Below are 25,635 nucleotides of genomic sequence, written 5' to 3' on the forward strand. Positions count from 1 at the left end.
AAGGTGTGTCCGAGTCTCTCAAATTTTCGCAACACGAACCGTTTTACGAAACAGTTTCGGGTTGTGAGGTTAAGCGACTAAGCGTACACGGTGGATGCCCTGGCAGTCAGAGGCGATGAAGGACGTGCTAATCTGCGATAAGCGTCGGTAAGGTGATATGAACCGTTATAGCCGGCGATTTCCGAATGGGGAAACCCAGTGTGATTCGTCACACTATCGTTAAGTGAATACATAGCTTAACGAAGCGAACCGGGGGAACTGAAACATCTAAGTACCCCGAGGAAAAGAAATCAACCGAGATTCCCCCAGTAGCGGCGAGCGAACGGGGAGCAGCCCAGAACCTGAATCAGTTTGTGTGTTAGTGGAAGCGTCTGGAAAGTCGCAGGGTACAGGGTGATACTCCCGTACACTAAAATGCACAGGCTGTGAGTTCGAAGAGTAGGGCGGGACACGTGGTATCCTGTCTGAATATGGGGGGACCATCCTCCAAGGCTAAATACTCCTGACTGACCGATAGTGAACCAGTACCGTGAGGGAAAGGCGAAAAGAACCCCGGCGAGGGGAGTGAAAAAGAACCTGAAACCGTGTACGTACAAGCAGTGGGAGCCTCTTTATGGGGTGACTGCGTACCTTTTGTATAATGGGTCAGCGACTTATATTCTGTAGCAAGGTTAACCGAATAGGGGAGCCGCAGGGAAACCGAGTCTTAACTGGGCGTTAAGTTGCAGGGTATAGACCCGAAACCCGGTGATCTAGCCATGGGCAGGTTGAAGGTTGGGTAACACTAACTGGAGGACCGAACCGACTAATGTTGAAAAATTAGCGGATGACTTGTGGCTGGGGGTGAAAGGCCAATCAAACCGGGAGATAGCTGGTTCTCCCCGAAAGCTATTTAGGTAGCGCCTCGTGAACTCATCTTCGGGGGTAGAGCACTGTTTCGGCTAGGGGGTCATCCCGACTTACCAACCCGATGCAAACTACGAATACCGAAGAATGTTATCACGGGAGACACACGGCGGGTGCTAACGTCCGTCGTGAAGAGGGAAACAACCCAGACCGCCAGCTAAGGTCCCAAAGTCATGGTTAAGTGGGAAACGATGTGGGAAGGCACAGACAGCCAGGATGTTGGCTTAGAAGCAGCCATCATTTAAAGAAAGCGTAATAGCTCACTGGTCGAGTCGGCCTGCGCGGAAGATGTAACGGGGCTAAACCATGCACCGAAGCTGCGGCAGCGACGCGTATGCGTTGTTGGGTAGGGGAGCGTTCTGTAAGCCGTTGAAGGTGGCCTGTGAGGGTTGCTGGAGGTATCAGAAGTGCGAATGCTGACATAAGTAACGATAAAGCGGGTGAAAAGCCCGCTCGCCGGAAGACCAAGGGTTCCTGTCCAACGTTAATCGGGGCAGGGTGAGTCGACCCCTAAGGCGAGGCCGAAAGGCGTAGTCGATGGGAAACAGGTTAATATTCCTGTACTCGGTGTTACTGCGAAGGGGGGACGGAGAAGGCTATGTTGGCCGGGCGACGGTTGTCCCGGTTTAAGCATGTAGGCGGAACGATTAGGTAAATCCGGTCGTTTATTCAACGCTGAGGTGTGATGACGAGGCACTACGGTGCTGAAGTGACAAATGCCCTGCTTCCAGGAAAAGCCTCTAAGCATCAGGTAACATCAAATCGTACCCCAAACCGACACAGGTGGTCAGGTAGAGAATACCAAGGCGCTTGAGAGAACTCGGGTGAAGGAACTAGGCAAAATGGTGCCGTAACTTCGGGAGAAGGCACGCTGATGGTAAGTGAAGTGACTTGCTCATGGAGCTGAACTCAGTCGAAGATACCAGCTGGCTGCAACTGTTTATTAAAAACACAGCACTGTGCAAACACGAAAGTGGACGTATACGGTGTGACGCCTGCCCGGTGCCGGAAGGTTAATTGATGGGGTTATCCGTAAGGAGAAGCTCTTGATCGAAGCCCCGGTAAACGGCGGCCGTAACTATAACGGTCCTAAGGTAGCGAAATTCCTTGTCGGGTAAGTTCCGACCTGCACGAATGGCGTAATGATGGCCAGGCTGTCTCCACCCGAGACTCAGTGAAATTGAACTCGCTGTGAAGATGCAGTGTACCCGCGGCAAGACGGAAAGACCCCGTGAACCTTTACTATAGCTTGACACTGAACACTGGTCCTTGATGTGTAGGATAGGTGGGAGGCTTTGAAGCGTGGACGCCAGTCTGCATGGAGCCGACCTTGAAATACCACCCTTTAATGGCTGGTGTTCTAACGTAGACCCGTCATCCGGGTTGCGGACAGTGTCTGGTGGGTAGTTTGACTGGGGCGGTCTCCTCCCAAAGAGTAACGGAGGAGCACGAAGGTTAGCTAATCCTGGTCGGACATCAGGAGGTTAGTGCAATGGCATAAGCTAGCTTGACTGCGAGCGTGACGGCGCGAGCAGGTGCGAAAGCAGGTCATAGTGATCCGGTGGTTCTGAATGGAAGGGCCATCGCTCAACGGATAAAAGGTACTCCGGGGATAACAGGCTGATACCGCCCAAGAGTTCATATCGACGGCGGTGTTTGGCACCTCGATGTCGGCTCATCACATCCTGGGGCTGAAGTAGGTCCCAAGGGTATGGCTGTTCGCCATTTAAAGTGGTACGCGAGCTGGGTTTAGAACGTCGTGAGACAGTTCGGTCCCTATCTGCCGTGGGCGCTGGAGAATTGAGGGGGGCTGCTCCTAGTACGAGAGGACCGGAGTGGACGCATCACTGGTGTTCGGGTTGTCATGCCAATGGCATTGCCCGGTAGCTAAATGCGGAAGAGATAAGTGCTGAAAGCATCTAAGCACGAAACTTGCCCCGAGATGAGTTCTCCCTGACTCTTTGAGAGTCCTGAAGGAACGTTGAAGACGACGACGTTGATAGGTCGGGTGTGTAAGCGTAGCGATACGTTGAGCTAACCGATACTAATGAACCGTGAGGCTTAACCTTACAACGCCGAAGCTGTTTTGGCGGATTTGAGAGAAGATTTTCAGCTTAGATTCAGAGTCCGAAGGATTTTGCGCTGAGACAAGGCGGCCAGCGAAGCGAAGGAAGGAGCATACTGAAGTATGTGACTGACGCTCGCGAGCGCAGGCAACGCAGTATGAGCGCAAAAGACACAGGACGAGCATAAAGAATTTGCCTGGCGGCACTAGCGCGGTGGTCCCACCTGACCCCATGCCGAACTCAGAAGTGAAACGCCGTAGCGCCGATGGTAGTGTGGGGTCTCCCCATGTGAGAGTAGGGAACTGCCAGGCATCAAATTAGCAGTATGGCACTGAATTTCGAGGCAGTTTGCTATTCGACAGAGTAGCAGAGCAAAAGCGAATACTTTTGAACGTTGCGAAGCAACGGCCCGAAAATTATGCCTGGTACCAAATTAAGCGTGCTGATATGGCTCAGTTGGTAGAGCGCACCCTTGGTAAGGGTGAGGTCCCCAGTTCGACTCTGGGTATCAGCACCACTTTTTAAGTTAGAAACAGTATTTTAAAGAATTTGCCTGGCGACAACAGCGCGGTGGTCCCACCTGACCCCATGCCGAACTCAGAAGTGAAACGCCGTAGCGCCGATGGTAGTGTGGGGTCTCCCCATGTGAGAGTAGGGAATTGCCAGGCATCAAATAAAGCAGAAGGCCCAGTCGAAAGACTGGGCCTTTTTGCATTTCAGTTTTATCACGCCGAGAGCAATACTTTTACAGTAGATCGGCGATCTCTATCTCTGTACTGCCTGGTGAATGGCTGCCGAGAATCGTAGGAAACGGACGGTTATCGAACAAAAAGGGCTCAGTCTTCGACTGAGCCCTTTTTTTGGCGGCAGTTTATTCGCGCTACATGATGCCAGGGGGGATTTAGCGGGTCAGGGCCACAATGCCCAGCGTCAGGCCTGCAACCGCTGCAGCGCCTCCTGCAATAGCGCCAGCGGTCTCCCAGTTATCCTGAGTGGTGCCTTTCATACAGGTATTTGTATGGACTAATCGCCCCTGAGAATCATAGACCGGTACGCAGGGAGAGTCATGGGCACAGCCGGCGAGCAATGTTGTCAGCAGCGTCACTAAAATAAATTTTTTCATGGTAGGCCTCTATAATCCGTCAGGTTGTACCGGTGTCGATATATGACGGCATAGCCTATTTTACCATTGGCCATATAAAGGCCCGTGGCCGAAATAATATCAATTTATGATCAGCGTAAATATCATGGAGAACACGCGGGAATGATGAGGAAAATATGCAGAATAAAATAACGAAAGAGAAGTGAGAGCCGTATTATTCATCGGCTGATAATCTAACAAATTGATTTTTAACTTGTCCGTCTACGGGTTGACTGGCGAAAAAGGTGCGAAGTGGCGCCCGCTCGTGAACGGAGATCTTACTTATGTCGGCGGCATTGTCCATCCCGTTTACTGTCCGTAACTTAACGCCAAAGCCAAATGTAACCCTTATAAATAGCGGCGCAGACGCTACCACAACAGGGCGCCAGGTCTGAGATGAAATCTGCATCGAAGGCAGACCATCAGCGCGCTACGGGCGCATCAGAGAGGGTTTTATTGCACCTGGAGAGCAAGGGGTGTTCCTGGCGGATATCAAACCGGAGAGACGGCGTGCCCTCAATCCCTTTTAGCGAGCGGGCTGCTATTCCGTGACGTTGATTACAGCTGTGTCAGCGCGGTAAGACTGGTTACGCTAGCGATAAGCTTAAGGGACAGACTGGCGAGAGATGTGCAGCAGCTTCTGCTTTCGCGTCATCTTCGATGAGGTTCGGGAAGGTGGCAGGTGCAATTTGATAAAACGGCTGCCCGGATTTGCAATCATACTCTTCGACAAAGCAATCATGCCGCTGACCAGTATCCACATTCCAGCGATGTGCAATGCCGATGTCCGCTCTGGCAGTCGGAGAAGTTCGCTATATCAGAGAATAAAAAGGCGCTTCCCCATGCCGAAGAGCGCCTTTTATAACAAGCAATTAACTGATTAGTATCAGTTCATGCCGTATTTTTTCAGTTTCTTACGCAGAGTACCGCGGTTGATGCCCATCATCAGGGCCGCGCGGGTCTGGTTACCACGGGTGTATTGCATCACCATGTCCAACAGGGGCTGTTCAACTTCAGCCAGTACTAGCTCATACAGGTCATTCACATCCTGACCATTCAGTTGAGCAAAATAGTTCTTCAGTGCCTGTTTAACCGAGTCACGCAGGGGTTTTTGAGTTACCTGATCCTGAGAGTTAACGGTAGAAACGGTCAGTACGTCAGAATTTACGCGTTGTTCGAACATAGTTCTGTCAGCTCTTTATTTCTGTTTACGCAAAATTTTCGAAGTATGCCTCCAACGCCTCCAGCTGATCGCTGGCATCCTCTATGGCGTTGAATGTGCGCCGAAACTGGTCATTTGGGGCGTGCTCCTGTAGATACCAGGAGACGTGTTTACGTGCAATTCGGTACCCTTTTGCCTGGCCATAAAAGTCATGCAATTCCCGAACATGCGCGCAAAGCAAACGCTTAACCTCTGCCAATGGCAGCGGGGGCAGCAGCTCCCCAGTGTCCAGATAATGCTGGATTTCCCGAAAGATCCAGGGTCTTCCCTGAGCTGCGCGGCCTATCATAAGGGCATCAGCCCCCGTATAGTCGAGCACAGCTCTGGCTTTAAGCGGGTCAGTAATGTCACCATTCGCGATAACCGGAATGGAAACTTTCTGCTTAACTGCCCGAATACTGTCGTATTCAGCGTCTCCGTTAAACAAGCAGGCGCGGGTGCGTCCGTGAATAGTCAGAGCCTGAATGCCACACTCTTCAGCCAGTTGGGCAATTTCTACACAGTTACGGTGTTCCGGCTCCCAACCGGTGCGAATCTTGAGTGTCACGGGAACGTCCACTGCCTTGACGACCGCCGTCAGGATTAACTTCACCTGATCGGGATACTGCAAGAGGGCTGAACCTGCGAGCTTACGATTCACCTTTTTCGCCGGGCACCCCATATTAATATCAATAATCTGGGCACCGCTTTCCACGTTAATACGGGCGGCTGCGGCCATCTCTTCCGGTACGCTCCCGGCGATTTGCACGGTACGAATACCGGGCTCATCCACGTGCACCATCCGTAAACGGGATTTGTCGCTCTCCCAAACCTGCGGGTTAGAGGACATCATCTCGGAAACGGTTAAACCTGCTCCCATCTCGTAGCACAGCGTCCTGAATGGTCTGTCAGTAATGCCAGCCATAGGCGCTGCGATCAGGCGATTTCTGAGCTGATAGTGTCCGATGCGCATGAGTTAAGAAATGACCATACTGTGACTGCAAGGCGGCGTATATTACGCATTTTTTGCACGAGATGAAAGGCCAAACTTTGAGCAATCCTCTGTCACAGATCAATGAATCCAACACTGCCAGAAAAGAGATGGTTAAATTATTATATTAATCATCACCTTAGTTGGTGGTGAATAATTTGTGTCCATTTATAAAATCACAAAACTTCTCGATTTTTCTTAGAAAAAGGGGACTGTTAGCGGCATAAAACGCTGTTTTTGTAGTCAAAAAAGCGCATCGTAATGCGATCTGGCTCCCATTTCTTGACGTCATTCAGCGGCTACTGGAAACAAAAATGCGGCCCGCAGACCGCATTCGAGGGTTACTTTCTGCGACCGGTGATCCGACACCACTCTTCTTTCTCCACCACCGGGTCGAGGGCAAAGCGATCGGCATAGGCTTCGCAGACGCTTTCAGCCTGGCTGGCGAGAATACCGGAAAGGCCCAGCAAACCGCCTGAAACGGGCAGCACGCTGATTAACGGGGCCAGCTCACGTAATGGCCCTGCCAGGATGTTGGCGACCACCACATCGGCGCTGAGCGCTTCTGGCTGGTCCTGCGGTAAATAGAGCTCCAGACGATCGGAGACGCCGTTACGTTCGGCGTTATCGCGACTGGCCTGAATCGCCTGCGGATCGATATCGATACCGATAGCTTTTGCGGCGCCCAGTTTCAGCGCCGCAATCGCCAGAATGCCCGAACCACAGCCGAAATCGATAATCGTTTTGCCCGTCAGATCCAGTCCGTCCAGCCATTGCAGACAGAGAGAAGTGGTCGGGTGCGTGCCGGTACCAAACGCCAGACCCGGGTCGAGCATGACGTTGACCGCGTTGGCATCCGGTACTTCGCGCCAGCTTGGGCAGATCCACAGGCGCTCGCCGAAACGCATTGGGTGGAAATTATCCATCCATTCACGTTCCCAGTCTTTATCTTCCAGCTGCTCGATTTTATGCGTGAAACCGGCGCCCAGCAGCGGATGCTGCTCGAGAATCGCCACGACCTCATGCATATCGCTTTCAGCATCGAACAGGCCAATAACATCGGTGTCTCCCCACAGGCGGGTTTCACCCGGCAGTGGCTCGAACACCGGCGTATCGTGGGTATCCTGGAAGGTGATAGAGACCGCGCCGGCCTCCATTAGCGCGTCGCTGAGCTCTTCAGCATGTGCGCCGGTGGTATTCAGTTTCAGTTGGATCCATGGCATAGCAAAACTCTTTATTTGTCAGTAGTGATAACAGGGGCTGGTGGAACGGGCTGACCAAAACGGTTTCCCACGACAAAAGCCAGCAAACTTAGCAGTAGCGAGGGCACAATAGGATGAAAGCCCAGGTACTGAACATTAAACGTAGCGAGCAGGGCATATAATACCCCGCCCACCAGCATAGCGCTGAGTGCGCCGGCGGCATTCGCACGCTCCCAGTACAAACCCAGCACCAGCGGCCATAAGAACACCGCTTCCAGGCCGCCGAAGGCCAGCAGATTCAGCCAGATGATCATTTCAGGTGGCCGCCAGGCGGCGAGGATCATCAGGATCCCGATGACCAGCGTCGTGGCCGTGGAGATCCGCTTCAGCTTCAGTTCATTGTGCTTTTTGGCGGGCTGCGCGCTTAACCAAAGATCTTTAATGATCGTAGCCGATGCCTGCAATAAATGGGCATTAACGTTTGACATGATCGCTGCCATCGGTGCGGCGAGGAACAGGCCCGCGGCCCACGGCGGCAAAACCTGCACCATCAATGTCGGGATGACCTGATCCGGAACGGTCAGATGCGGCAGAACCGCGCGACCAAGCGCGCCGGCCAGATGCATGCCAAACATCAGCAACGCCACGACCACGGTACCGATGATAATGCCGCGGTGGACGGCTTTACTGTCTTTGTAGGAGATGCAGCGCACGGCAGTATGCGGCAGGCCGATCACCCCGAAGCAAACCAGCACCCAGAACGAGGTCATAAAGGTCGGCGTGAGGATACCATCAACACCTTCTGGCGATATCAGCTGTGGGTCAATCTTTTGCAGCGTGTCTACTGCGCTGTGCAGCCCGCCAGCGGCGTGTACGACGCCGACCAGCAGCACGATGGTCCCTATCAGCATGACCATACCTTGCATGGTGTCGTTCAGGACGCTGGCGCGAAAACCACCGAATGCCGTATACAGCGCAATAGTAATCCCAAAGATCAACAGGCCTGTCTCATATTTTATGCCTGCCGCGGTCTCCAGCAGTCGCGCGCCGCCGATAAACTGCACGGCAATGGCCCCCACGAAGGCGACCAGCAGGCTGATACTGGCAATCCAGACCACCGCCCGGCTCTGGTAGCGAGCCTGCAACATATCGTTGAGGGTGATGGCGTTGTAGCGGCGGGCCAGGATCGCAAATTTTTTACCGAGGATCCCCAGTGAGAGCCAGATTGTCGGCACCTGAATCATGGCCAGCAGGACCCAGCCGAGCCCGTATTTATACGCGGCTCCCGGCCCACCGATAAATGAGCTGGCGCTGATGTAGGTGGCGGTGAGCGTCATAGCCAGCACGAAGCCGCCCATTGAGCGGCTGCCGAGGAAGTACTCGCTCAGAAAGCTGCCGTTGCTGCGTTGACGCATGGCATAGATTGACAGCCCGAATACCACGAACAGGTACGCAATCAGGACGACGATGATTTCAAGCTGCATCGTTATCCTCCAGAGGAATATCGCGGAAGATAAAGCGTACCATCGCCCAGCACAGCAAAGTAAACAGCAGGGGTACCAGCAGGCAGGCCATTTCGAACCAGTGCGGCAGCCCGGTGATGCCGATGCCGTTATTCGGCAAATAAGCCGCTGCCAGCCAGGCGGCAAGATAGAGAAAGGTCAGCCACAGCGCCCAGCGCGCTTCTTTGTGGGCCTGAACAAACCGTTTGTCCATTTTTGTGTCCCGGGAGGATGAAGAAAGCGGGGATTGTACCGCATGGTAAAGATGAGGGGAGAGAAAAAGAAAAAAGGCCGGATTATCCGGCCTTCTGCTGTGAATACAGGATTATTTTTCCTGCATACCGAGTTTTTTCTCCAGATAGTGTATGTTGGTGCCACCATGCTGGAAATGCTCGTCATTCATGATGCGAATCTGCAGATCGACGTTGGTTTTGATGCCGTCGATGATCAGCTCCTGCAGCGCATTTTTCATGCGTGAAATCGCCACATCACGGTTTTCGCCGTAACAAATCAGCTTGCCAATCATTGAGTCATAGTACGGAGGTACGGTGTAGCCTGCGTAGATATGAGACTCCCAGCGTACGCCAAAACCACCCGGCGCGTGGAAGCGGGTAATTTTACCCGGGCTCGGCAGGAAGGTGTTCGGGTCTTCGGCGTTGATACGGCATTCCACCGCATGGCCGCGAACCTGGACTTCTTCTTGCTTGATGGACAACGGCTGGCCAGCCGCGATGCGCAGCTGTTCTTTGATCAGGTCAACGCCGGTAATCATTTCGGTTACCGGATGTTCAACCTGAATACGGGTGTTCATTTCAATGAAGTAGAACTCACCGTTTTCAAACAGGAACTCAAAGGTGCCTGCGCCGCGATAACCGATGTCGATACACGCTTTAGAGCAGCGTTCGCCGATGTAGCGACGCAGTTCCGGGGTAATGCCCGGCGCCGGCGCTTCTTCGACCACTTTCTGGTGACGACGCTGCATGGAGCAGTCGCGTTCCGCCAGATAGATAGCGTTGCCCTGGCCGTCAGCCAGTACCTGGATCTCGATGTGACGCGGATTTTCCAGGTATTTTTCCATATATACCATGTCGTTGCTGAATGCAGCTTTTGCTTCAGCTTTGGTCATGGAGATGGACTGGGCCAGTTCGGCATCGCTGCGTACAACGCGCATACCGCGTCCGCCGCCGCCGCCGGAGGCTTTGATGATAACCGGATAGCCGATGCGTTTTGCATGAGCGCGGTTCGCATCCATATCGTCGCCCAACGGGCCGTCAGAACCCGGAACGGTCGGTACGCCCGCTTTCTTCATCGCGGTGATCGCAGACACTTTATCGCCCATCAGACGAATGGTGTCGGCTTTCGGGCCGATGAAGATGAAGCCGGAACGTTCAACCTGCTCAGCAAAGTTGGCGTTCTCGGACAGGAAGCCATAACCCGGGTGGATAGCCACCGCGCCGGTAATTTCCGCTGCGCTGATGATTGCCGGGATATTCAGATAGCTTTTTACGGACGGAGCCGGACCGATACAGACCGTCTCATCCGCTAACAGTACGTGTTTTAAATCGCGATCCGCAGTGGAGTGCACAGCGACGGTCTTGATGCCCAGTTCTTTACAGGCACGCAGGATACGCAGTGCAATCTCGCCTCGGTTAGCGATAACAATTTTATCCAGCATGTTCGCCTCGTTACTCGATGACTACCAGCGGCTCATCAAATTCTACCGGTTGGCCGCTTTCGATCAGAATGGCTTTCACCACGCCGGATTTATCGGCTTCGATCTGGTTCATCATTTTCATCGCTTCTACGATGCACAGGGTGTCGCCCACGTTAACTTTCTGACCGACTTCCACGAACGCTTTTGCGTCCGGGCTCGGGGTGCGGTAGAAAGTACCAACCATCGGGGAACGTACGATGTGACCGCTGATTTCAGCTTTCGCCGGCGCGTCTGCCTGAGCGGAGGCCGGTGCTGCTGCAACCGGTGCCTGGGCCTGCATCATCGGCGCGGCATAAGCCTGCTGCATGACCGGGTAGCCCGCATTCGGCGCGGCACGGCTGATGCGTACAGACTCTTCGCCTTCAGAAATTTCCAGTTCGGAGATGCCTGATTCTTCAACCAGCTCGATCAGCTTTTTAATCTTACGAATATCCATGAGTGGGTTCCGTACTCTTTGTTTAGTGTGATTGTGACAGGCGTTTTACCGCCGTCTGTAAAGCGTATGAATAGCCGTCCGCACCGAGTCCGCAGATGACGCCCGAGGCGATATCCGACAGATAGGAGTGGTGACGGAACGGTTCGCGTGCATGTACGTTGCTCAGGTGAATCTCGATAAACGGGATACTGACCGCAAGCAATGCATCGCGGATAGCCACGCTAGTGTGCGTAAACGCGGCCGGATTAATCAGGATATAGTCTACAGTGTCTTTAGCCTGATGAATTCGGTCGATGAGCGCGAACTCCGCATTGGACTGCAGGTGATCCAGCGCCACGTTCAGAGCCGAAGCTTCTGATTGCAGACGGTTAACAATCTCAGAAAGCTTAAGGGTGCCATACTTCTCAGGCTCACGGGTGCCGAGCATGTTAAGATTGGGTCCGTTTAAAAGCAAAATGCGAAACTTGTCAGCCATTGTGTGGCTATCTCCTGCCATTCTCGGGTAAAAAACAAAATATACCTTCGAAGCGCGCTTGTCACCTTTTCAGGGCCCGAAAACCCCGTCAGGAAAACCAAAGTCGCACATTATAACGATTTCGTAGCATTTGGCAGCTAAATACTGGTCTTATCAGGGAAGATTATCAACCGCTATCGTTCAAAGCGTCGCGGTTGATAAAAGATCTGCGGGAAACTGCACATATCCGATGATTATCGCCACCACTGACGGAACTTCTTGTAACGCCATGCTAAAAGCAACGCGGCCAGCACGGCATAAATCACCGGCTGCGGGGATAAGATCTTCACCGACCACAGATAGTGAATGGGGGCAAGGATTGCCACCAGATAAACAAAGTTGTGCAAAGTTTGCCAGCGGCGACCCAGTTTTCTCTGCAACACCTGTGTTGAGGTGGCGGCCAGCGCCAGCAAAATCAACCAGCTGATAAAACCCAACGTCAGGTAAGGTTTGCTGACTAACTCCGAGCCCAGCAGCGCCAGATTGTGGATACCCAACTCCAGCAGCGTGTAGCTGGTGAGATGCAGCGTTGCCCAGGCAAAACACCACAGCCCGAGTAAACGCCGGGTACGAATCAACAACGGTTGTTTAGCGTAGCGCGCGAGCGGTGAGACGAGCAAGGTCGCCAGCAAAAATTTAAGAGCCATCCTACCGGTAAAGTGCTGGATATCTTTTGCCGGGTCGGCGCTAAAGTAGCCCTGTTGTGCGGCCCAGAAGAGCCAGATAAAGGGTAAGAAGCCGGCCAGATGGAGCCCCACCTTCAGCCAGGTAATCTGTTTTACGCTCAGACGCACTAGTAGTACTCCCGCAGATTCAGTCCCCGATAGAGCGATGCCACCTCATCAGCATAACCGTTAAATAACAGCGTCGGCTGGCGCTTAACATCGAGCACGCCGCCAGAGCCGATAAAACGCTCTGTGGCTTGCGACCAACGCGGATGATCGACGTGCGGATTGACGTTAGCGTAAAAGCCATATTCCCCCGGCCCGGCCAGATTCCAGGTGGTGGGGGGCTGCTCGCGCGTCAACTCGATGCTGACGATGGATTTGATACCTTTAAAACCGTATTTCCACGGGACGGTCAGCCGGACAGGCGCGCCGTTTTGCGGCGGCAGCGCTTTACCGTAAACGCCGACGCTGAGCAGCGTCAGAGGGTGCATGGCTTCATCCAGCCGCAGACCTTCTACATAAGGATAAGCCAGTCCCCCGCCGATAAAGCGATCTTTTTGTCCCGGCATCTGGTCCGGCGCATAAATGGTTTTAAACGCGACAAAACGGGCGTTGCTGGTGGGCTCAACCAGCGCCAGCAGTTTATGTAGCGGGAAGCCGACCCAGGGCACCACCATTGACCAGGCCTCTACGCAGCGCATCCGGTAAATGCGTTCTTCCAGCGGAAAGCGCCGGGTCAGGTCGTCATGATCGAGCGTCAGCGGTTTGGCCACTTCCCCGCCGATGGTCAGCGTCCACGGGTCGGTGCGCAGACTGCCGGCATTGGCGGCCGGATCGGCTTTATCGAGGCCAAATTCATAGAAGTTATTGTAGCCGGTGACTTTATCTTCCGGCGTCAGCGCGAGCTTACTTTGCCATTCGGCGGGTTTATTGAAAGTAAGCGGCTTCCCGGCGGGCGCCGGCGGGCGGTCATGGCCTTTAAACCAGTCCAGCAGATCGGCTCGCGCCGTGGGGGAAAGAGAAAGGGCCGTTGCGGTGATCCCGAGTGACTTCAGAACCTGGCGGCGCTGCAGCATAAAAACGGATTCTGCCGTGACATCGGCTTCCGTGAGTTTTTTGGCTTTCATGACATCCTCCGGCATGCTTTTTCCTAAGCATGACGGAGGCGGCGACTTATCGCGAATATGTCACGAAAAATTGCAGATTAGGCGATCTTCACCAGCGTCCGCCCCTGGATCTGATTATTCATCATCTTATCGGCGAACGCCGGGGCCTCGGCCAGCGTAATTTCCGTGGCGCTCGCGGCATAGAACGATTCCGGCAGGTCACGTACCAGACGTTGCCAGGCCTCAGCGCGACGCGCGGACGGCGTCATGACGGAATCGACGCCCTGCAGGCGAACATTACGCAGAATAAACGGCATCACCGTCGTCGGCAGCGCAAAGCCTCCGGCCAGACCACAGGCGGCGACGCAGCCGCCGTAATTCATCTGCGCCAGTACTTTCGCCAGCACCTTGTCCCCGACGGTATCAATCGCGCCAGCCCACAGCTGTTTTTCCAGCGGACGGGTTTCGGCAAACTCTTCGCGGCCGAGAATGCGCTGCGCGCCGAGGCTTTTCAGATACTCATGAGTGCTGTCGCGACCAGAGACCGCGACGACCGAATAGCCGAGCTGATGCAGCAGCGCAATAGTGGTGCTACCGACGCCGCCGCTGGCGCCCGTCACAATGATTTCCCCGTCCTGCGGACGGATGCCGGCATCTTCCAGCGCCATGACGCACAGCATCGCGGTGAAGCCGGCGGTACCGATCGCCATCGCTTTACGGCCATCAAGACCTTCCGGCATCGCGACCAGCCAGTCGCCTTTCACGCGCGCACGTTCGGCCAGGCCGCCCCAGTGATTTTCACCGACGCCCCAGCCGGTCAGCAGCACTTTCTGCCCGCTGTGGAAACGCGGATCTTCGCTGGAGTGAACGGTACCGGCGAAATCGATGCCAGGAATCATCGGAAAGTTGCGGATGATTTTTCCCTTACCGGTGATCGCCAGCGCATCTTTATAGTTAAGGCTGGACCAGTGAATATCGACGGTGACATCACCCTGCGGCAGCTGGTCGGCGTCGATGGTTTGCACGGAAGAGATTGTTTTGCCATCCTGCTGTTCTAATATTAAAGCCTGCATAAGCGGCTCCTTATTTGTACAAAGATTGGAAAAATTTTTCTGCAGACTATACTCGCTATCGACATTATTACGCCGATATAACGCAATAAATTGCCAGAAACGTCAGCTTTGATAGTATGCCTCGCGCTTTAGAAAGTTAGTGCTTACTTTAGGTAAAGCGCCAGCACAGGAGCCTGAAAATCTATCGGGCGGTCATTCACTCGCGGAGTTAACACAGGGATGCGATTAACGACGAAGTTCTCAGCATTTGTCACGCTGCTTACCAGCCTGACCATCTTTGTCACGCTCATAGGTGCTTCGCTGAGTTTTTATAACGGTATCCAGTTGAAAATGGAGAATCGTGTCCAGGCCGTGGCGACGATGCTGGATAACCGCCTGATCTCATCCTCGTTCGATAAGCTCGAACCGCAAATGGATGAGTTGATGACGCCGGTGGAGATTGTGCGGGTCGATTTTTTGCTCAACGGAAAGCCGGTGTACGATCACTCGCGTAGCGACAGCTACCGTCCGCCGGGGAGTAAGAATCAGTATCGTGAAATAACGGTGCCGTCGTTAAAACACCCCGGTATGACAATTCACCTGGTCTATCTCGACCCGATGGTGAATTATTTCCGCTCGCTGCATATCACCGCGCCCTTATCGATAGCCATCGGCTTTATGGTTCTGGTTATCTTTTTCTCCGTGCGCTGGATTCGCCGTCAGCTGGCGGGTCAGGAGCTGCTGGAGGTGCGCGCCGCGCGGATCCTCAACGGCGAACGCGGGCCGCAGGTACGAGGGTCGGTACATGAGTGGCCGGCAAGCACCAGCAGCGCGCTGGATATGCTGCTTTCCGAGCTGCAGTTTGCCAGCGATCAGCGCAGCCGCATGGATACGCTGATTCGTTCTTATGCTGCGCAAGACTCGAAGACCGGGCTGAATAATCGCCTGTTTTTTGATAATCAGCTGGCAATGTTGCTGGAAGATCCGGAAAAGGTGGGTTCGCACGGTATCGTGATGATGATTCGCCTGCCGGAGTTCGATCTACTGCGTGATAACTGGGGGCGGGCCGCAGCCGAAGAACACTACTTCACGCTTATCAACCTGCTGTCGACTTTTATTATGCGCTATCCTGGGGCGCTACTGGCACGCTACCACCGCAATGATTTTGCCGTACTCCTTCCTCACCGTACCTTAAAAGAGGCCGATAGCATCGCCGGGTTGCTGTTAAAAGCGGTGGATGCGCTGCCGCCGACGCGGATCCTTGATCGCGATGACATGATGCATATTGGCCTTTGCGCTTTCCGCAGCGGGCAGACGACGGCGCTGGTAATGGAACGCGCCGAGGCAGCGACACGCAATGCGGTGCTGCAGGGCAGCAATAGCTGGGCAGTCTACGATGACTCGTTACCGGAGAAAGGGCGCGGTAACGTCCGCTGGCGTACGCTGATTGAACAAATGCTAAGTCGCGGCGGACCGCGACTGTACCATAAGCCAGCCGTTACCCGCGACGGGCGCGTCCATCATCGTGAACTGATATCGCGATTGTATGACGGGAAGGAAGAGGTGAGCGCGGCAGAATATATGCCAATGGTGCAACAGTTTGGTCTGGCGGAAGAGTACGACCGCCTGCAGATCACGCGATTGCTGCCTTTTTTAAGTTTTTGGCCGGAGGAAAACCTTGCGCTGCAGGTGACGGTGGAATCATTGATCCGGCCGAGATTTCAGCGTTGGCTGCGTGATAGCTTGATGCAGAGTGAAAAATCGCAACGTCGACGGATTATTTTTGAACTTGCAGAGGCAGATGTTTGTCAATATATCGGCCGCCTACAACCGGTAATGCGCCTGGTCAACGCTCTGGGTATTCGCGTTGCCGTTGTGCAGGCCGGATTAACGCTGGTTGGAACCAGTTGGATCAAGCAGTTGGATGTCGAAGTCATTAAGCTGCATCAGGGACTGTCGCGCAATATCGAAAAGCGCAGTGAGAACCAGCTGCTGGTTCAGAGCCTGGTAGAGGCCTGTAAGGGCATGCCGGTCCAGGTTTTTGCAACCGGCGTTCGCAGTCGCAGTGAGTGGCAGGTGCTGTCTCAATGCGGTGTTACGGGTGGGCAGGGGGAATTTTTTGCCGCCTCACAGCCACTTGACACTAATGTGAAAAAATATTCGCAAAGATACTCGGTTTGATCTGCCGTTTAGCGTGATTTCACGTAGAATAATGCGCGCCATAGTGAAGGGGGTGTGCTTGTCTACCTGCCGGATTATCGCAATGTAAATGCCAGCAACTGACCTTTGACGGGTTATGGATTCAGGCGCGGAGCGCTGTTGACGATTTCGCCACTGAATGAACCCGGTCAATTTGTAACAAAGGAAATGCGCTGCACTAATTTTCACCGTAGCAGATGATTTTTGCGCCTTGTCGCTGCTGCGTGTGGTTGGTAAAGTAAGCGGATTTTGTTTTCCGCCCCAGCTTTCAGGATTATCCCTTAGTATGTTAAAAAAATTTCGTGGCATGTTTTCCAATGACCTGTCCATTGACCTGGGTACCGCGAATACCCTGATTTACGTAAAAGGACAAGGCATCGTATTGAATGAGCCTTCCGTTGTGGCCATTCGTCAGGATCGTGCCGGTTCGCCGAAAAGCGTCGCTGCAGTTGGTCATGAAGCGAAGCAGATGCTCGGGCGTACACCGGGCAACATCGCGGCGATTCGCCCGATGAAAGACGGCGTTATCGCCGACTTCTTCGTTACCGAAAAAATGCTCCAGCACTTCATCAAGCAGGTGCATAGCAATAGCTTCATGCGCCCAAGCCCGCGCGTTCTGGTGTGCGTACCGGTCGGTGCAACCCAGGTTGAGCGTCGTGCGATTCGTGAATCCGCTCAGGGCGCTGGCGCTCGTGAAGTCTTCCTGATTGAAGAGCCGATGGCGGCTGCGATCGGTGCAGGCTTACCGGTTTCTGAAGCGACCGGTTCTATGGTGGTGGATATTGGTGGCGGTACCACAGAAGTGGCGGTTATCTCCCTGAACGGCGTGGTTTACTCCTCTTCCGTACGTATCGGCGGTGACCGTTTCGATGAAGCCGTGATTAATTATGTGCGTCGTAACTACGGCTCCCTGATCGGTGAAGCGACGGCTGAACGTATCAAGCATGAAATCGGTTCGGCGTATCCGGGCGATGAAGTGCGTGAAATCGAAGTTCGCGGCCGTAACCTGGCAGAAGGCGTGCCACGCGGCTTTACTCTGAACTCGAACGAAATTCTCGAAGCGCTGCAGGAACCGCTGACCGGTATCGTCAGCGCGGTGATGGTAGCGCTGGAACAGTGTCCGCCGGAGCTGGCTTCCGATATCTCCGAGCGCGGTATGGTTCTGACTGGCGGTGGCGCCCTGCTGCGCAACCTCGACCGTCTGTTGATGGAAGAGACAGGTATTCCTGTCGTAGTTGCAGAAGATCCACTGACTTGCGTCGCGCGTGGCGGCGGTAAAGCGCTGGAAATGATCGACATGCACGGCGGCGACTTGTTTAGCGAAGAGTAGTCAGCCGAAGGTCCAGGGTAGCCTCAAAAGCTACCCTTGGTCTTAACTGACACGAGAATACGCATAGCCTATGAAGCCAATTTTTAGCCGTGGCCCGTCGCTACAGATTCGCCTTATCCTGGCGGTTTTGGTGGCGCTTGGCGTGATTATCGCCGACAGCCGCCTGGGTACGTTCAGTCAGATCAGAACGTACATGGACACTGCCGTCAGCCCTTTCTACTTTATCTCAAATGGTCCCCGGGAATTGCTGGACAGCGTATCGCAAACGCTGGCAACCCGCGATCAGCTCGAACTGGAAAACCGCGCGCTGCGTCAGGAACTGCTGCTGAAGAACAGCGATTTGCTGATGCTGGGCCAGTACAAACAGGAGAACGCGCGTCTGCGCGAGCTGCTGGGCTCGCCGCTGCGCCAGGATGAGCAAAAAATGGTGACTCAGGTCATCTCGACGGTTAACGATCCTTACAGTGACCAGGTTGTCATCGATAAGGGCAGCGTGAACGGCGTGTACGAAGGCCAGCCGGTGATCAGCGACAAAGGCGTTGTGGGTCAGGTCGTCGCGGTGGCGAAGTTAACCAGCCGCGTGTTGCTCATCTGCGATGCGACGCATGCGTTGCCGATTCAGGTTCTGCGCAATGATATTCGCGTGATTGCGGCGGGTAACGGGTGCACTGACGATTTGCAGCTTGAGCACCTGCCGGCGAACACCGATATTCGCGTCGGCGATGTGCTGGTGACCTCCGGTCTCGGTGGCCGCTTCCCGGAAGGCTATCCGGTCGGCGTGGTGTCTTCGGTGAAGCTCGACACGCAGCGCGCGTATACGGTCATTCAGGCGCGCCCGACGGCGGGTCTGCAGCGTCTGCGCTATCTCCTGCTGCTGTGGGGGGCCGATCGTAACGGGGCCAACCCGATGACGCCGGAAGAAGTGCACCGCGTCGCCAATGAGCGCCTGATGCAGATGATGCCGCAGGTTCTGCCGGCACCGGATGCCATGGGGCCGCAAATGCCGGCGCCAGCAACCGGCGTGGCGTCGTCCGCGCAACCTCTGCCTGCTGGGGGGCAATAGTGGCAAGTTATCGAAGCCAGGGACGCTGGGTTATCTGGCTCTCGTTTCTTATCGCACTATTGCTGCAGGTTATGCCCTGGCCGGCGGACCTGACCGTCTTCCGGCCAAACTGGGTATTCCTGATCCTGCTTTACTGGATCCTCGCCTTACCGCATCGGGTGAACGTAGGCACCGGTTTCGTCATGGGGGCTATCCTCGATCTCATCAGTGGGTCGACACTGGGCGTTCGCGCGCTATCGTTAAGTATCATTGCTTATCTGGTGGCGCTGAAATATCAGCTGTTTCGCAACCTGGCGCTCTGGCAGCAGGCGCTGGTGGTGATGATGCTATCCCTTGCCGTGGATATCGTTGTTTTCTGGGCCGAGTTTTTAGTGATCAACGTCTCTTTCCGTCCGGAAGTGTTCTGGAGTAGTGTAGTAAACGGTGTGCTCTGGCCATGGTTATTCCTGCTGATGCGGAAAGTCCGTCAGCAATTCGCGGTGCAATAAGGTTGATATGACAACTCTGTATCTCGCTTCAGGCTCTCCGCGTCGGCAGGAACTGCTGACGCAACTGGGGCTCTCTTTTGAACGTCTGGTTCCCGGCATTGAAGAACGGCGCCTGCCACAGGAGAGCGCCGGGCACTATGTTGTGCGTCTGGCGCGCGAGAAGGCACAGGCGGGCGTCGCACTGGCAGCGCGCGATCTGCCGGTGCTGGGGGCGGATACCATTGTCATCCTGAACGGCGAAGTGCTGGAAAAACCACGCGACGCCGGGCACGCTGCAGAGATGCTGCGTATGCTTTCCGGTAAGACGCATCAGGTCATGACAGCCGTGGCGCTGGCGGATAAGCAGTTGACGCTGGATTGCCTGGTGGTGACGGAAGTGACCTTCCGTCTGCTCTCAGAACAGGACATTGCCAGCTATGTGGCCAGCGGCGAACCTCTGGACAAAGCAGGCGCATACGGTATTCAAGGGTTGGGTGGCTGTTTCGTCAGGAAGATTAATGGCAGCTATCACGCCGTGGTCGGCTTACCGCTGGTAGAAACGTATGAGTTGCTGAGTAACTTTAACTCACTGCGTGAAGAAAAGGGATAAAGATGACGGCAGAATTATTAGTTAACGTAACGCCATCTGAGACGCGCGTTGCGTACATCGATGGCGGTATTCTTCAGGAAATTCATATTGAGCGTGAAGCGCGGCGCGGAATCGTAGGCAATATCTACAAAGGTCGTGTCAGTCGTGTACTGCCGGGGATGCAGGCGGCTTTTGTAGATATTGGCCTGGATAAGGCCGCGTTTCTGCATGCGTCAGATATTATGCCGCATACTGAATGCGTCGCCGGGGAAGAACAAAAGCAGTTTACCGTGCGCGATATTTCCGAACTGGTTCGTCAGGGCCAGGACCTGATGGTTCAGGTAGTGAAAGATCCGCTCGGCACGAAAGGCGCTCGCCTGACGACGGACATTACGCTGCCTTCCCGCTATCTGGTCTTTATGCCCGGGGCTTCTCACGTCGGCGTGTCACAGCGTATCGAGAGTGAAGCTGAACGCGAACGGTTAAAGAAGGTGGTGGCCGACTACTGCGATGAGCAGGGCGGTTTTATCATCCGTACCGCCGCAGAAGGGGTGCACGAACAGGAGTTAGCCGCCGATGCGGCCTACCTCAAGCGCGTATGGACTAAGGTCATGGAGCGCAAAAAACGGCAGCAGACCCGTTATCAGCTGTACGGTGAACTGGCGTTGGCTCAGCGCGTGCTGCGCGATTTTGCCGATGAGCATCTGGACCGTATTCGCGTTGATTCTCGCCTGACGTATGAATCGCTGGTCGAGTTTACCGCCGAATATATGCCGGAAATGACCAGCAAGCTGGAGCACTACAGCGGCCGTCAGCCGATTTTCGATCTCTTTGACGTCGAGAACGAAATTCAGCGCGCGCTGGAGCGTAAGGTGGAGCTGAAATCCGGCGGCTATCTGGTTATCGATCAAACCGAAGCGATGACCACCGTGGATATCAATACCGGGGCATTTGTCGGCCACCGCAATCTCGACGATACGATTTTTAATACCAATATTGAGGCGACCCAGGCGATCGCCCGCCAGCTGCGTCTGCGCAATCTGGGCGGGATTATCATTATTGATTTCATCGATATGAATAATGAAGATCACCGCCGCCGGGTATTGCATTCACTGGAACAGGCGTTGAGTAAAGATCGGGTCAAAACCAGCATTAACGGCTTCTCCCAGCTTGGCCTGGTAGAGATGACCCGTAAGCGGACTCGTGAAAGCGTTGAGCACGTATTGTGTAAGGATTGCCCTACCTGCCACGGACGCGGTACGGTGAAATCGGTGGAAACAGTGTGTTATGAAATCATGCGTGAGATTGTGCGTGTGCATCATGCCTACGATTCCGATCGTTTCCTGGTCTATGCTTCTCCTGCGGTTGCGGAAACCCTGAAAGGGGAAGAGTCGCACGCGCTGGCGGAAGTCGAAATCTTTGTCGGCAAACAGGTCAAAGTACAAATTGAACCGCTCTATAATCAAGAGCAGTTCGATGTCGTTATGATGTAAGCATCTGGTTTGCCTCTGTTCTGGTGCCCGGGAGTATGGCTAAACGACGCCTTATCCCGGAAGTCAACGCCGCTGACGCGGAGGCAAATAGACGGATGACGTGTAAAGGTCAGACAAGGAGAGAGGCGTGAGGCGACTGCCCGGGATATTACTGCTCACCGCGGCAACATTGACAGTTGTCGTCGCGCTGCTGGTGAGCGGCCTGCGTCTCGTTCTGCCGCAGCTGGACGCATGGCGCCCGCAGCTGCTGGAAAAAATCTCGGCGATTTCCGGCTCGCCGGTCAATGCTTCACAGCTCACGGCCCGCTGGGAAAATTTTGGCCCGACGCTCGACGTGCGTGATGTCTCCGCGGGTCTGAAGGACGGCGGTCAGCTCTCTGTTAAACGGGTTACTCTGGCGCTGGATGTCTGGCAAAGTCTGCTGCACATGCGCTGGCAGTTCCGCGATCTCACCTTCTGGCAGTTGAAAATCCATACCAATTCGCCTATCCAGACCAACGATGGCGGCGATAGCCTGAAAACCGACCATATTGGCGATCTCTTCCTGCGCCAGTTCGACCACTTTATTCTCCGCGATAGCCATTTGAGTTTCGTAACCATTTCCGGGCAACGCGCGGAATTAGCGGTCCCGCAGCTCACCTGGCTGAACACCAATAACCGCCATCGCGCAGAAGGGCAATTGAGCCTCTCCAGCCTCAACGGCCAGCATGGGGTGATGCAGGTACGCATGGATCTGCGTGATGAAAATGGCCTGCTGAACAAAGGGCGCGTATGGCTGCAGGCGGACGATATTGACGTGAAGCCGTGGCTGGGCCGCTGGATGCAGGACAATATTGCGTTGCAAAATGCCCGCTTTAGCCTCGAAGGCTGGATGACCATCGACAAAGGCGATATCGCCAGCGGCGACGTCTGGTTGAAGAAGGGCGGCGCCAGCTGGCAGGGGGATAGTCAGCCCCATCGATTGACGGTGGATAATCTGACGGCCCATGTCTTCCGCGAGAAGCAGGGCTGGGGCTTCCATATCCCGGATACCCGGATCTCGATCGACGGCAAAGCCTGGCCGCGCGGCGCGCTGGCAATGGCGTGGATCCCGGCGCAGGATGTCGGCGGCAATGACCGCTCGCGCAGCGATGAGCTGCGTGTCCGCGCCAGTAACCTTGATTTGAATGGCCTGACCGGGCTGCAACCTATTGCCGATAAGCTGGCCCCTGAGCTGGGCGAAGTCTGGCGCACCACGCAACCTGCCGGCAAAATCGATCTGCTGGCGCTGGATATCCCGCTGCAGGCGGCGGAGAAGTCCCGTTTCCAGGCTAGCTGGAGCTCTCTCTCCTGGAAGCAGTGGAAGCTGCTGCCTGGGGCCGAGCATTTCTCCGGTAGCGTTGCCGGAAGCGTGGAGAACGGTACGCTGCACGCCAGTATGAGCGAGGCAAAAATGCCTTATGCCACGGTCTTCCGCGCCCCGCTGGAAATCGCCAAAGGTGATGCCACCCTCAACTGGGTGAAGAATGACAAAGGTTTTATGCTCGACGGGCGCAACATTGACGTGCAGGCGACCGGGGTCCGCGCGCGAGGAGGATTCCGCTATTTACAGCCGCAGGGTGATGAACCGTGGCTGGGGATTCTGGCGGGGATCAGCACCAATGACGGTGGTCAGGCATGGCGCTATTTCCCGGAGAACCTGATGGGCAAAGAGCTGGTGGATTATCTCAGCGGCGCGATAAAAGGCGGGCAGTCAACCAACGCGACTCTGGTTTACGGCGGTAATCCGCACCTGTTCCCGTATCTGCATAATGAAGGCCAGTTCCAGGTTTCGGTGCCATTAACCAACGCCACTTTTGCCTTTCAACCCGACTGGCCGGCATTAACCGGTCTGGATATCAACCTCGACTTCATCAACAACGGTTTATGGATGAAGGCCGATAAGGCGATGCTCGGTAATGTTACCGCCAGCAACCTTGATGCGGTTATCCCCGATTATTCGCAGGAAAAACTGCTTATTGATGCCGATATCAACGGTCCTGGGAAAGATGTCGGCCCTTATTTTAAAGAGACGCCGCTGAAAGAGACGCTGGGTTCGGCACTGGATGAGCTACAGCTGAATGGGAATGTAAGCGCTCGCTTACATCTTGATATTCCACTGGATGGCGAGCTGACCACCGCCAGAGGCGATGTCAATCTGGTGAACAACAGCCTGTTTATCAAACCGATTGATGCAACGTTGAAGGATCTGACCGGCAAGTTCAGCTTTATCAATGGGGCTCTGAAGAGCGAGCCCCTGAAAGCCAGCTGGTTTAATCAGCCGCTGAATCTCGATTTTTCTACCACCGAGGGACCTAAGGCTTTCCAGGTCAACGTTGGAATGAATGCCAGCTGGCAGCCGTCGCGTACCGGTCTCCTGCCTAAAGCGGTCAATGATGCCGTGAGCGGTAGCGTGCCGTGGGACGGTAAGGTGGCCATTGAGCTGCCGTATCATGGGAATGCGAGCTATAAGGTTGATATTAATGGCGATCTGAAAAATGTAAGTAGCGACTTACCTTCTCCGGTCAATAAAAAGGCGGGTGAGCCGCTTGCGGTAAAAATTAATGTCGAAGGCGGGTTAAACAGCTTCGAGTTGACCGGCGCTATCGGCGGCAAAAATCATTTCAACAGCCGCTGGTTGCTGAACCGTAAGCTGACGCTGGATCGGGCGATTTTAACCTCTGACAGCAAAGCCATTTCTCCGCTGCCGGATCAGGCTGGCGTTGAGCTGAATATGCCGCCGATGGATGGCGCGCAGTGGCTGGCGCTTTTCCAGGGCGGCGCCGTCAATGAAGTCAGCAGCAATATTCTCTTCCCGGAACGTATGACGTTGCGTACGCCGTCGCTGACGTTTGCTGGCCAAAACTGGAACAACGTGAGTCTGGTGAGCCAACCGGATGCCGGTGGTTCGAAGATTGAAGCCCAGGGGCGGGAAATCAACGCCTCTTTGACCATGCGGCAAAATGCCCCCTGGCAGGCCGCCATTCGCTACCTGTATTACAACCCGGCGGCCGCTCAGAAGAGTGCGTCCAGCGAGACGAGTCCGCTGGCCAGTAACCGCCTTGATTTTCGCGGTTGGCCGGATCTCCAGCTGCGCTGCGCAGAGTGCTGGTTATGGGGGCAAAAATATGGACGGATCGACGGTGATTTCTCCATTAAAGGCGATACCCTGGCGCTGGCTAACGGGCTGGTGGATACCGGCTTTGGCCGTCTGACTTCCGACGGCGTATGGGTCAATGCCCCCGGCGGCGTGCGCACGTCGCTGAAAGGTAAACTCCATGGGAATAAAACGGATTCCTTCGCCAGCTTTTTCGGTATTTCAACGCCGGTGAAAGGGTCGTCGTTCGATATCGATTATGATTTGCACTGGCGTGCCCCACCGTGGCAGCCGGATGTGGCGTCGCTCAATGGGGTGCTGAAAAGCCATCTTGGAAAAGGCGAATTTACCGACATCAGCACCGGTCATGCCGGGCAGCTGTTGCGTCTGCTGAGCGTCGATGCGCTGCTGCGAAAACTGCGTTTCGACTTTAGCGATACCTTTAGCGAAGGCTTCTATTTTGATTCGATCAACAGCACGGCATGGATTAAAGACGGCGTGCTGAATACGGATGATACGTTGGTGGATGGCCTTGAGGCGGATATCGCTATGAAAGGCTCGATTGACCTGGTACGTCGCCAGCTGGATATGCAGGCGGTCGTGGCCCCGGAAATTTCGGCGACCGTTGGTGTGGCGACAGCGTTTGCGATTAACCCGATAGTCGGCGCCGCGGTGTTTGCCGCCAGCAAAGTGCTGGGGCCGCTGTGGAACAAAGTGTCAATCCTGCGCTATCGCATCACTGGCCCTATCGATCAGCCGCAGATCAATGAAGTCCTGCGCCAGGCGCGTAGCGACAAAAAGCAATGATTTGACGATTGCGGGGAATTACCGCACTCTCAATAGATAGCGTTTTTTATTTCCGCCTGACAGGCGGCAACAA

19 protein-coding genes, 1 tRNA gene and 3 rRNA genes are annotated in these 25,635 nt (G+C 54.7%); 11 read left to right on the plus strand and 12 right to left on the minus strand.

Annotation, left to right across the window (positions count from 1 at the left end; all coding sequences use genetic code 11):
• Positions 1-67 precede the first annotated feature (67 nt).
• The 4 genes from Electrica_RS02145 (at position 68) to rrf (Electrica_RS02160) (ending at position 3,640) form a co-directional block, all read left to right on the plus strand.
• Positions 68-2,975: ribosomal RNA gene (locus Electrica_RS02145) — 23S ribosomal RNA — on the plus strand.
• A 192-nt stretch (positions 2,976-3,167) separates the two neighbouring features.
• Positions 3,168-3,283 (plus strand): 5S ribosomal RNA (gene rrf / locus Electrica_RS02150).
• Positions 3,284-3,413: 130 nt separating this feature from the next.
• A tRNA-Thr gene (locus tag Electrica_RS02155) sits at positions 3,414-3,489 on the plus strand.
• Positions 3,490-3,524: 35 nt separating this feature from the next.
• Positions 3,525-3,640 (plus strand): 5S ribosomal RNA (gene rrf, locus Electrica_RS02160).
• Positions 3,641-3,873: 233 nt separating this feature from the next.
• On the opposite strand, the gene Electrica_RS02165 is transcribed toward rrf (Electrica_RS02160), so the two are convergent.
• From Electrica_RS02165 to acuI, 12 genes are all read right to left on the minus strand, one after another.
• Complete coding sequence (locus Electrica_RS02165; protein WP_004868310.1) at positions 3,874-4,095, minus strand: lipoprotein; 222 nt, start codon at positions 4,093-4,095, stop codon at positions 3,874-3,876.
• Between the two features lie 904 nt (positions 4,096-4,999).
• On the minus strand, positions 5,000-5,296 hold the full coding sequence (fis, locus tag Electrica_RS02170) for a DNA-binding transcriptional regulator Fis (RefSeq protein WP_000462905.1): 297 nt from the start codon (positions 5,294-5,296) through the stop codon (positions 5,000-5,002).
• Positions 5,297-5,321: 25 nt separating this feature from the next.
• Positions 5,322-6,287 (minus strand): tRNA dihydrouridine synthase DusB, encoded by a 966-nt coding sequence (gene dusB, locus Electrica_RS02175; RefSeq protein WP_032690532.1) that lies wholly within the window; start codon positions 6,285-6,287, stop codon positions 5,322-5,324.
• A gap of 359 nt (positions 6,288-6,646) precedes the next feature.
• Positions 6,647-7,528, minus strand: coding sequence for a 50S ribosomal protein L11 methyltransferase (gene prmA, locus Electrica_RS02180; RefSeq protein WP_141963270.1), 882 nt, complete (start codon positions 7,526-7,528; stop codon positions 6,647-6,649).
• 11 nt (positions 7,529-7,539) lie between these two features.
• Positions 7,540-8,991, minus strand: a complete 1,452-nt coding sequence (panF, locus tag Electrica_RS02185) for a sodium/pantothenate symporter (RefSeq protein ID WP_100684891.1) — start codon at positions 8,989-8,991, stop codon at positions 7,540-7,542.
• The gene (locus Electrica_RS02190; protein WP_100684890.1) at positions 8,981-9,223 is read right to left on the minus strand and encodes a YhdT family protein; all 243 of its coding nucleotides are present in this window, start codon (positions 9,221-9,223) and stop codon (positions 8,981-8,983) included. The genes panF and Electrica_RS02190 overlap by 11 nt, the downstream gene beginning before the upstream one ends.
• 111 nt (positions 9,224-9,334) lie before the next feature.
• The gene (gene accC / locus Electrica_RS02195) at positions 9,335-10,684 is read right to left on the minus strand and encodes an acetyl-CoA carboxylase biotin carboxylase subunit (protein WP_100684889.1); all 1,350 of its coding nucleotides are present in this window, start codon (positions 10,682-10,684) and stop codon (positions 9,335-9,337) included.
• A 10-nt stretch (positions 10,685-10,694) separates the two neighbouring features.
• Positions 10,695-11,159, minus strand: coding sequence for an acetyl-CoA carboxylase biotin carboxyl carrier protein (accB, locus tag Electrica_RS02200; RefSeq protein WP_100684888.1), 465 nt, complete (start codon positions 11,157-11,159; stop codon positions 10,695-10,697).
• Between the two features lie 22 nt (positions 11,160-11,181).
• Entirely contained in the window at positions 11,182-11,634 is a 453-nt protein-coding gene (aroQ, locus tag Electrica_RS02205; RefSeq protein ID WP_100684887.1) for a type II 3-dehydroquinate dehydratase, read from the minus strand.
• 233 nt (positions 11,635-11,867) lie between these two features.
• A complete protein-coding gene (msrQ, locus tag Electrica_RS02210) occupies positions 11,868-12,467 on the minus strand; it encodes a protein-methionine-sulfoxide reductase heme-binding subunit MsrQ (RefSeq protein ID WP_141963272.1) in 600 nt (199 codons plus the stop codon).
• The gene (msrP, locus tag Electrica_RS02215) at positions 12,467-13,468 is read right to left on the minus strand and encodes a protein-methionine-sulfoxide reductase catalytic subunit MsrP (protein WP_141963274.1); all 1,002 of its coding nucleotides are present in this window, start codon (positions 13,466-13,468) and stop codon (positions 12,467-12,469) included. The genes msrQ and msrP overlap by 1 nt, the downstream gene beginning before the upstream one ends.
• A 77-nt stretch (positions 13,469-13,545) precedes the next feature.
• Positions 13,546-14,520: an acrylyl-CoA reductase (NADPH) gene (gene acuI, locus Electrica_RS02220; protein ID WP_141963276.1), complete on the minus strand. Its 975-nt coding sequence runs from the start codon at positions 14,518-14,520 to the stop codon at positions 13,546-13,548.
• A gap of 219 nt (positions 14,521-14,739) precedes the next feature.
• On the opposite strand from acuI, the gene csrD reads away from it, so the two are divergent.
• The 7 genes from csrD to yhdP all read left to right on the plus strand — a co-directional run bounded on the left by csrD (position 14,740) and on the right by yhdP (position 25,562).
• Positions 14,740-16,680, plus strand: a complete 1,941-nt coding sequence (gene csrD / locus Electrica_RS02225; protein WP_141963278.1) for an RNase E specificity factor CsrD — start codon at positions 14,740-14,742, stop codon at positions 16,678-16,680.
• 304 nt (positions 16,681-16,984) lie between these two features.
• Positions 16,985-18,028 (plus strand): rod shape-determining protein MreB, encoded by a 1,044-nt coding sequence (mreB, locus tag Electrica_RS02230; RefSeq protein ID WP_002918653.1) that lies wholly within the window; start codon positions 16,985-16,987, stop codon positions 18,026-18,028.
• Between the two features lie 70 nt (positions 18,029-18,098).
• On the plus strand, positions 18,099-19,091 hold the full coding sequence (gene mreC / locus Electrica_RS02235) for a rod shape-determining protein MreC (protein ID WP_141963280.1): 993 nt from the start codon (positions 18,099-18,101) through the stop codon (positions 19,089-19,091).
• The gene (gene mreD / locus Electrica_RS02240) at positions 19,091-19,579 is read left to right on the plus strand and encodes a rod shape-determining protein MreD (protein WP_004868276.1); all 489 of its coding nucleotides are present in this window, start codon (positions 19,091-19,093) and stop codon (positions 19,577-19,579) included. The genes mreC and mreD overlap by 1 nt, the downstream gene beginning before the upstream one ends.
• 7 nt (positions 19,580-19,586) lie before the next feature.
• Entirely contained in the window at positions 19,587-20,168 is a 582-nt protein-coding gene (locus Electrica_RS02245; RefSeq protein ID WP_100684881.1) for a Maf family protein, read from the plus strand.
• 2 nt (positions 20,169-20,170) lie between these two features.
• Positions 20,171-21,640, plus strand: a complete 1,470-nt coding sequence (gene rng / locus Electrica_RS02250) for a ribonuclease G (RefSeq protein WP_032690542.1) — start codon at positions 20,171-20,173, stop codon at positions 21,638-21,640.
• Positions 21,641-21,767: 127 nt separating this feature from the next.
• On the plus strand, positions 21,768-25,562 hold the full coding sequence (yhdP, locus tag Electrica_RS02255) for an AsmA2 domain-containing protein YhdP (RefSeq protein WP_141963282.1): 3,795 nt from the start codon (positions 21,768-21,770) through the stop codon (positions 25,560-25,562).
• Positions 25,563-25,635: the final 73 nt, after the last annotated feature.

Source organism: Klebsiella electrica (genome assembly GCF_006711645.1).
Taxonomy (GTDB): Bacteria; Pseudomonadota; Gammaproteobacteria; order Enterobacterales; family Enterobacteriaceae; genus Klebsiella; species Klebsiella electrica.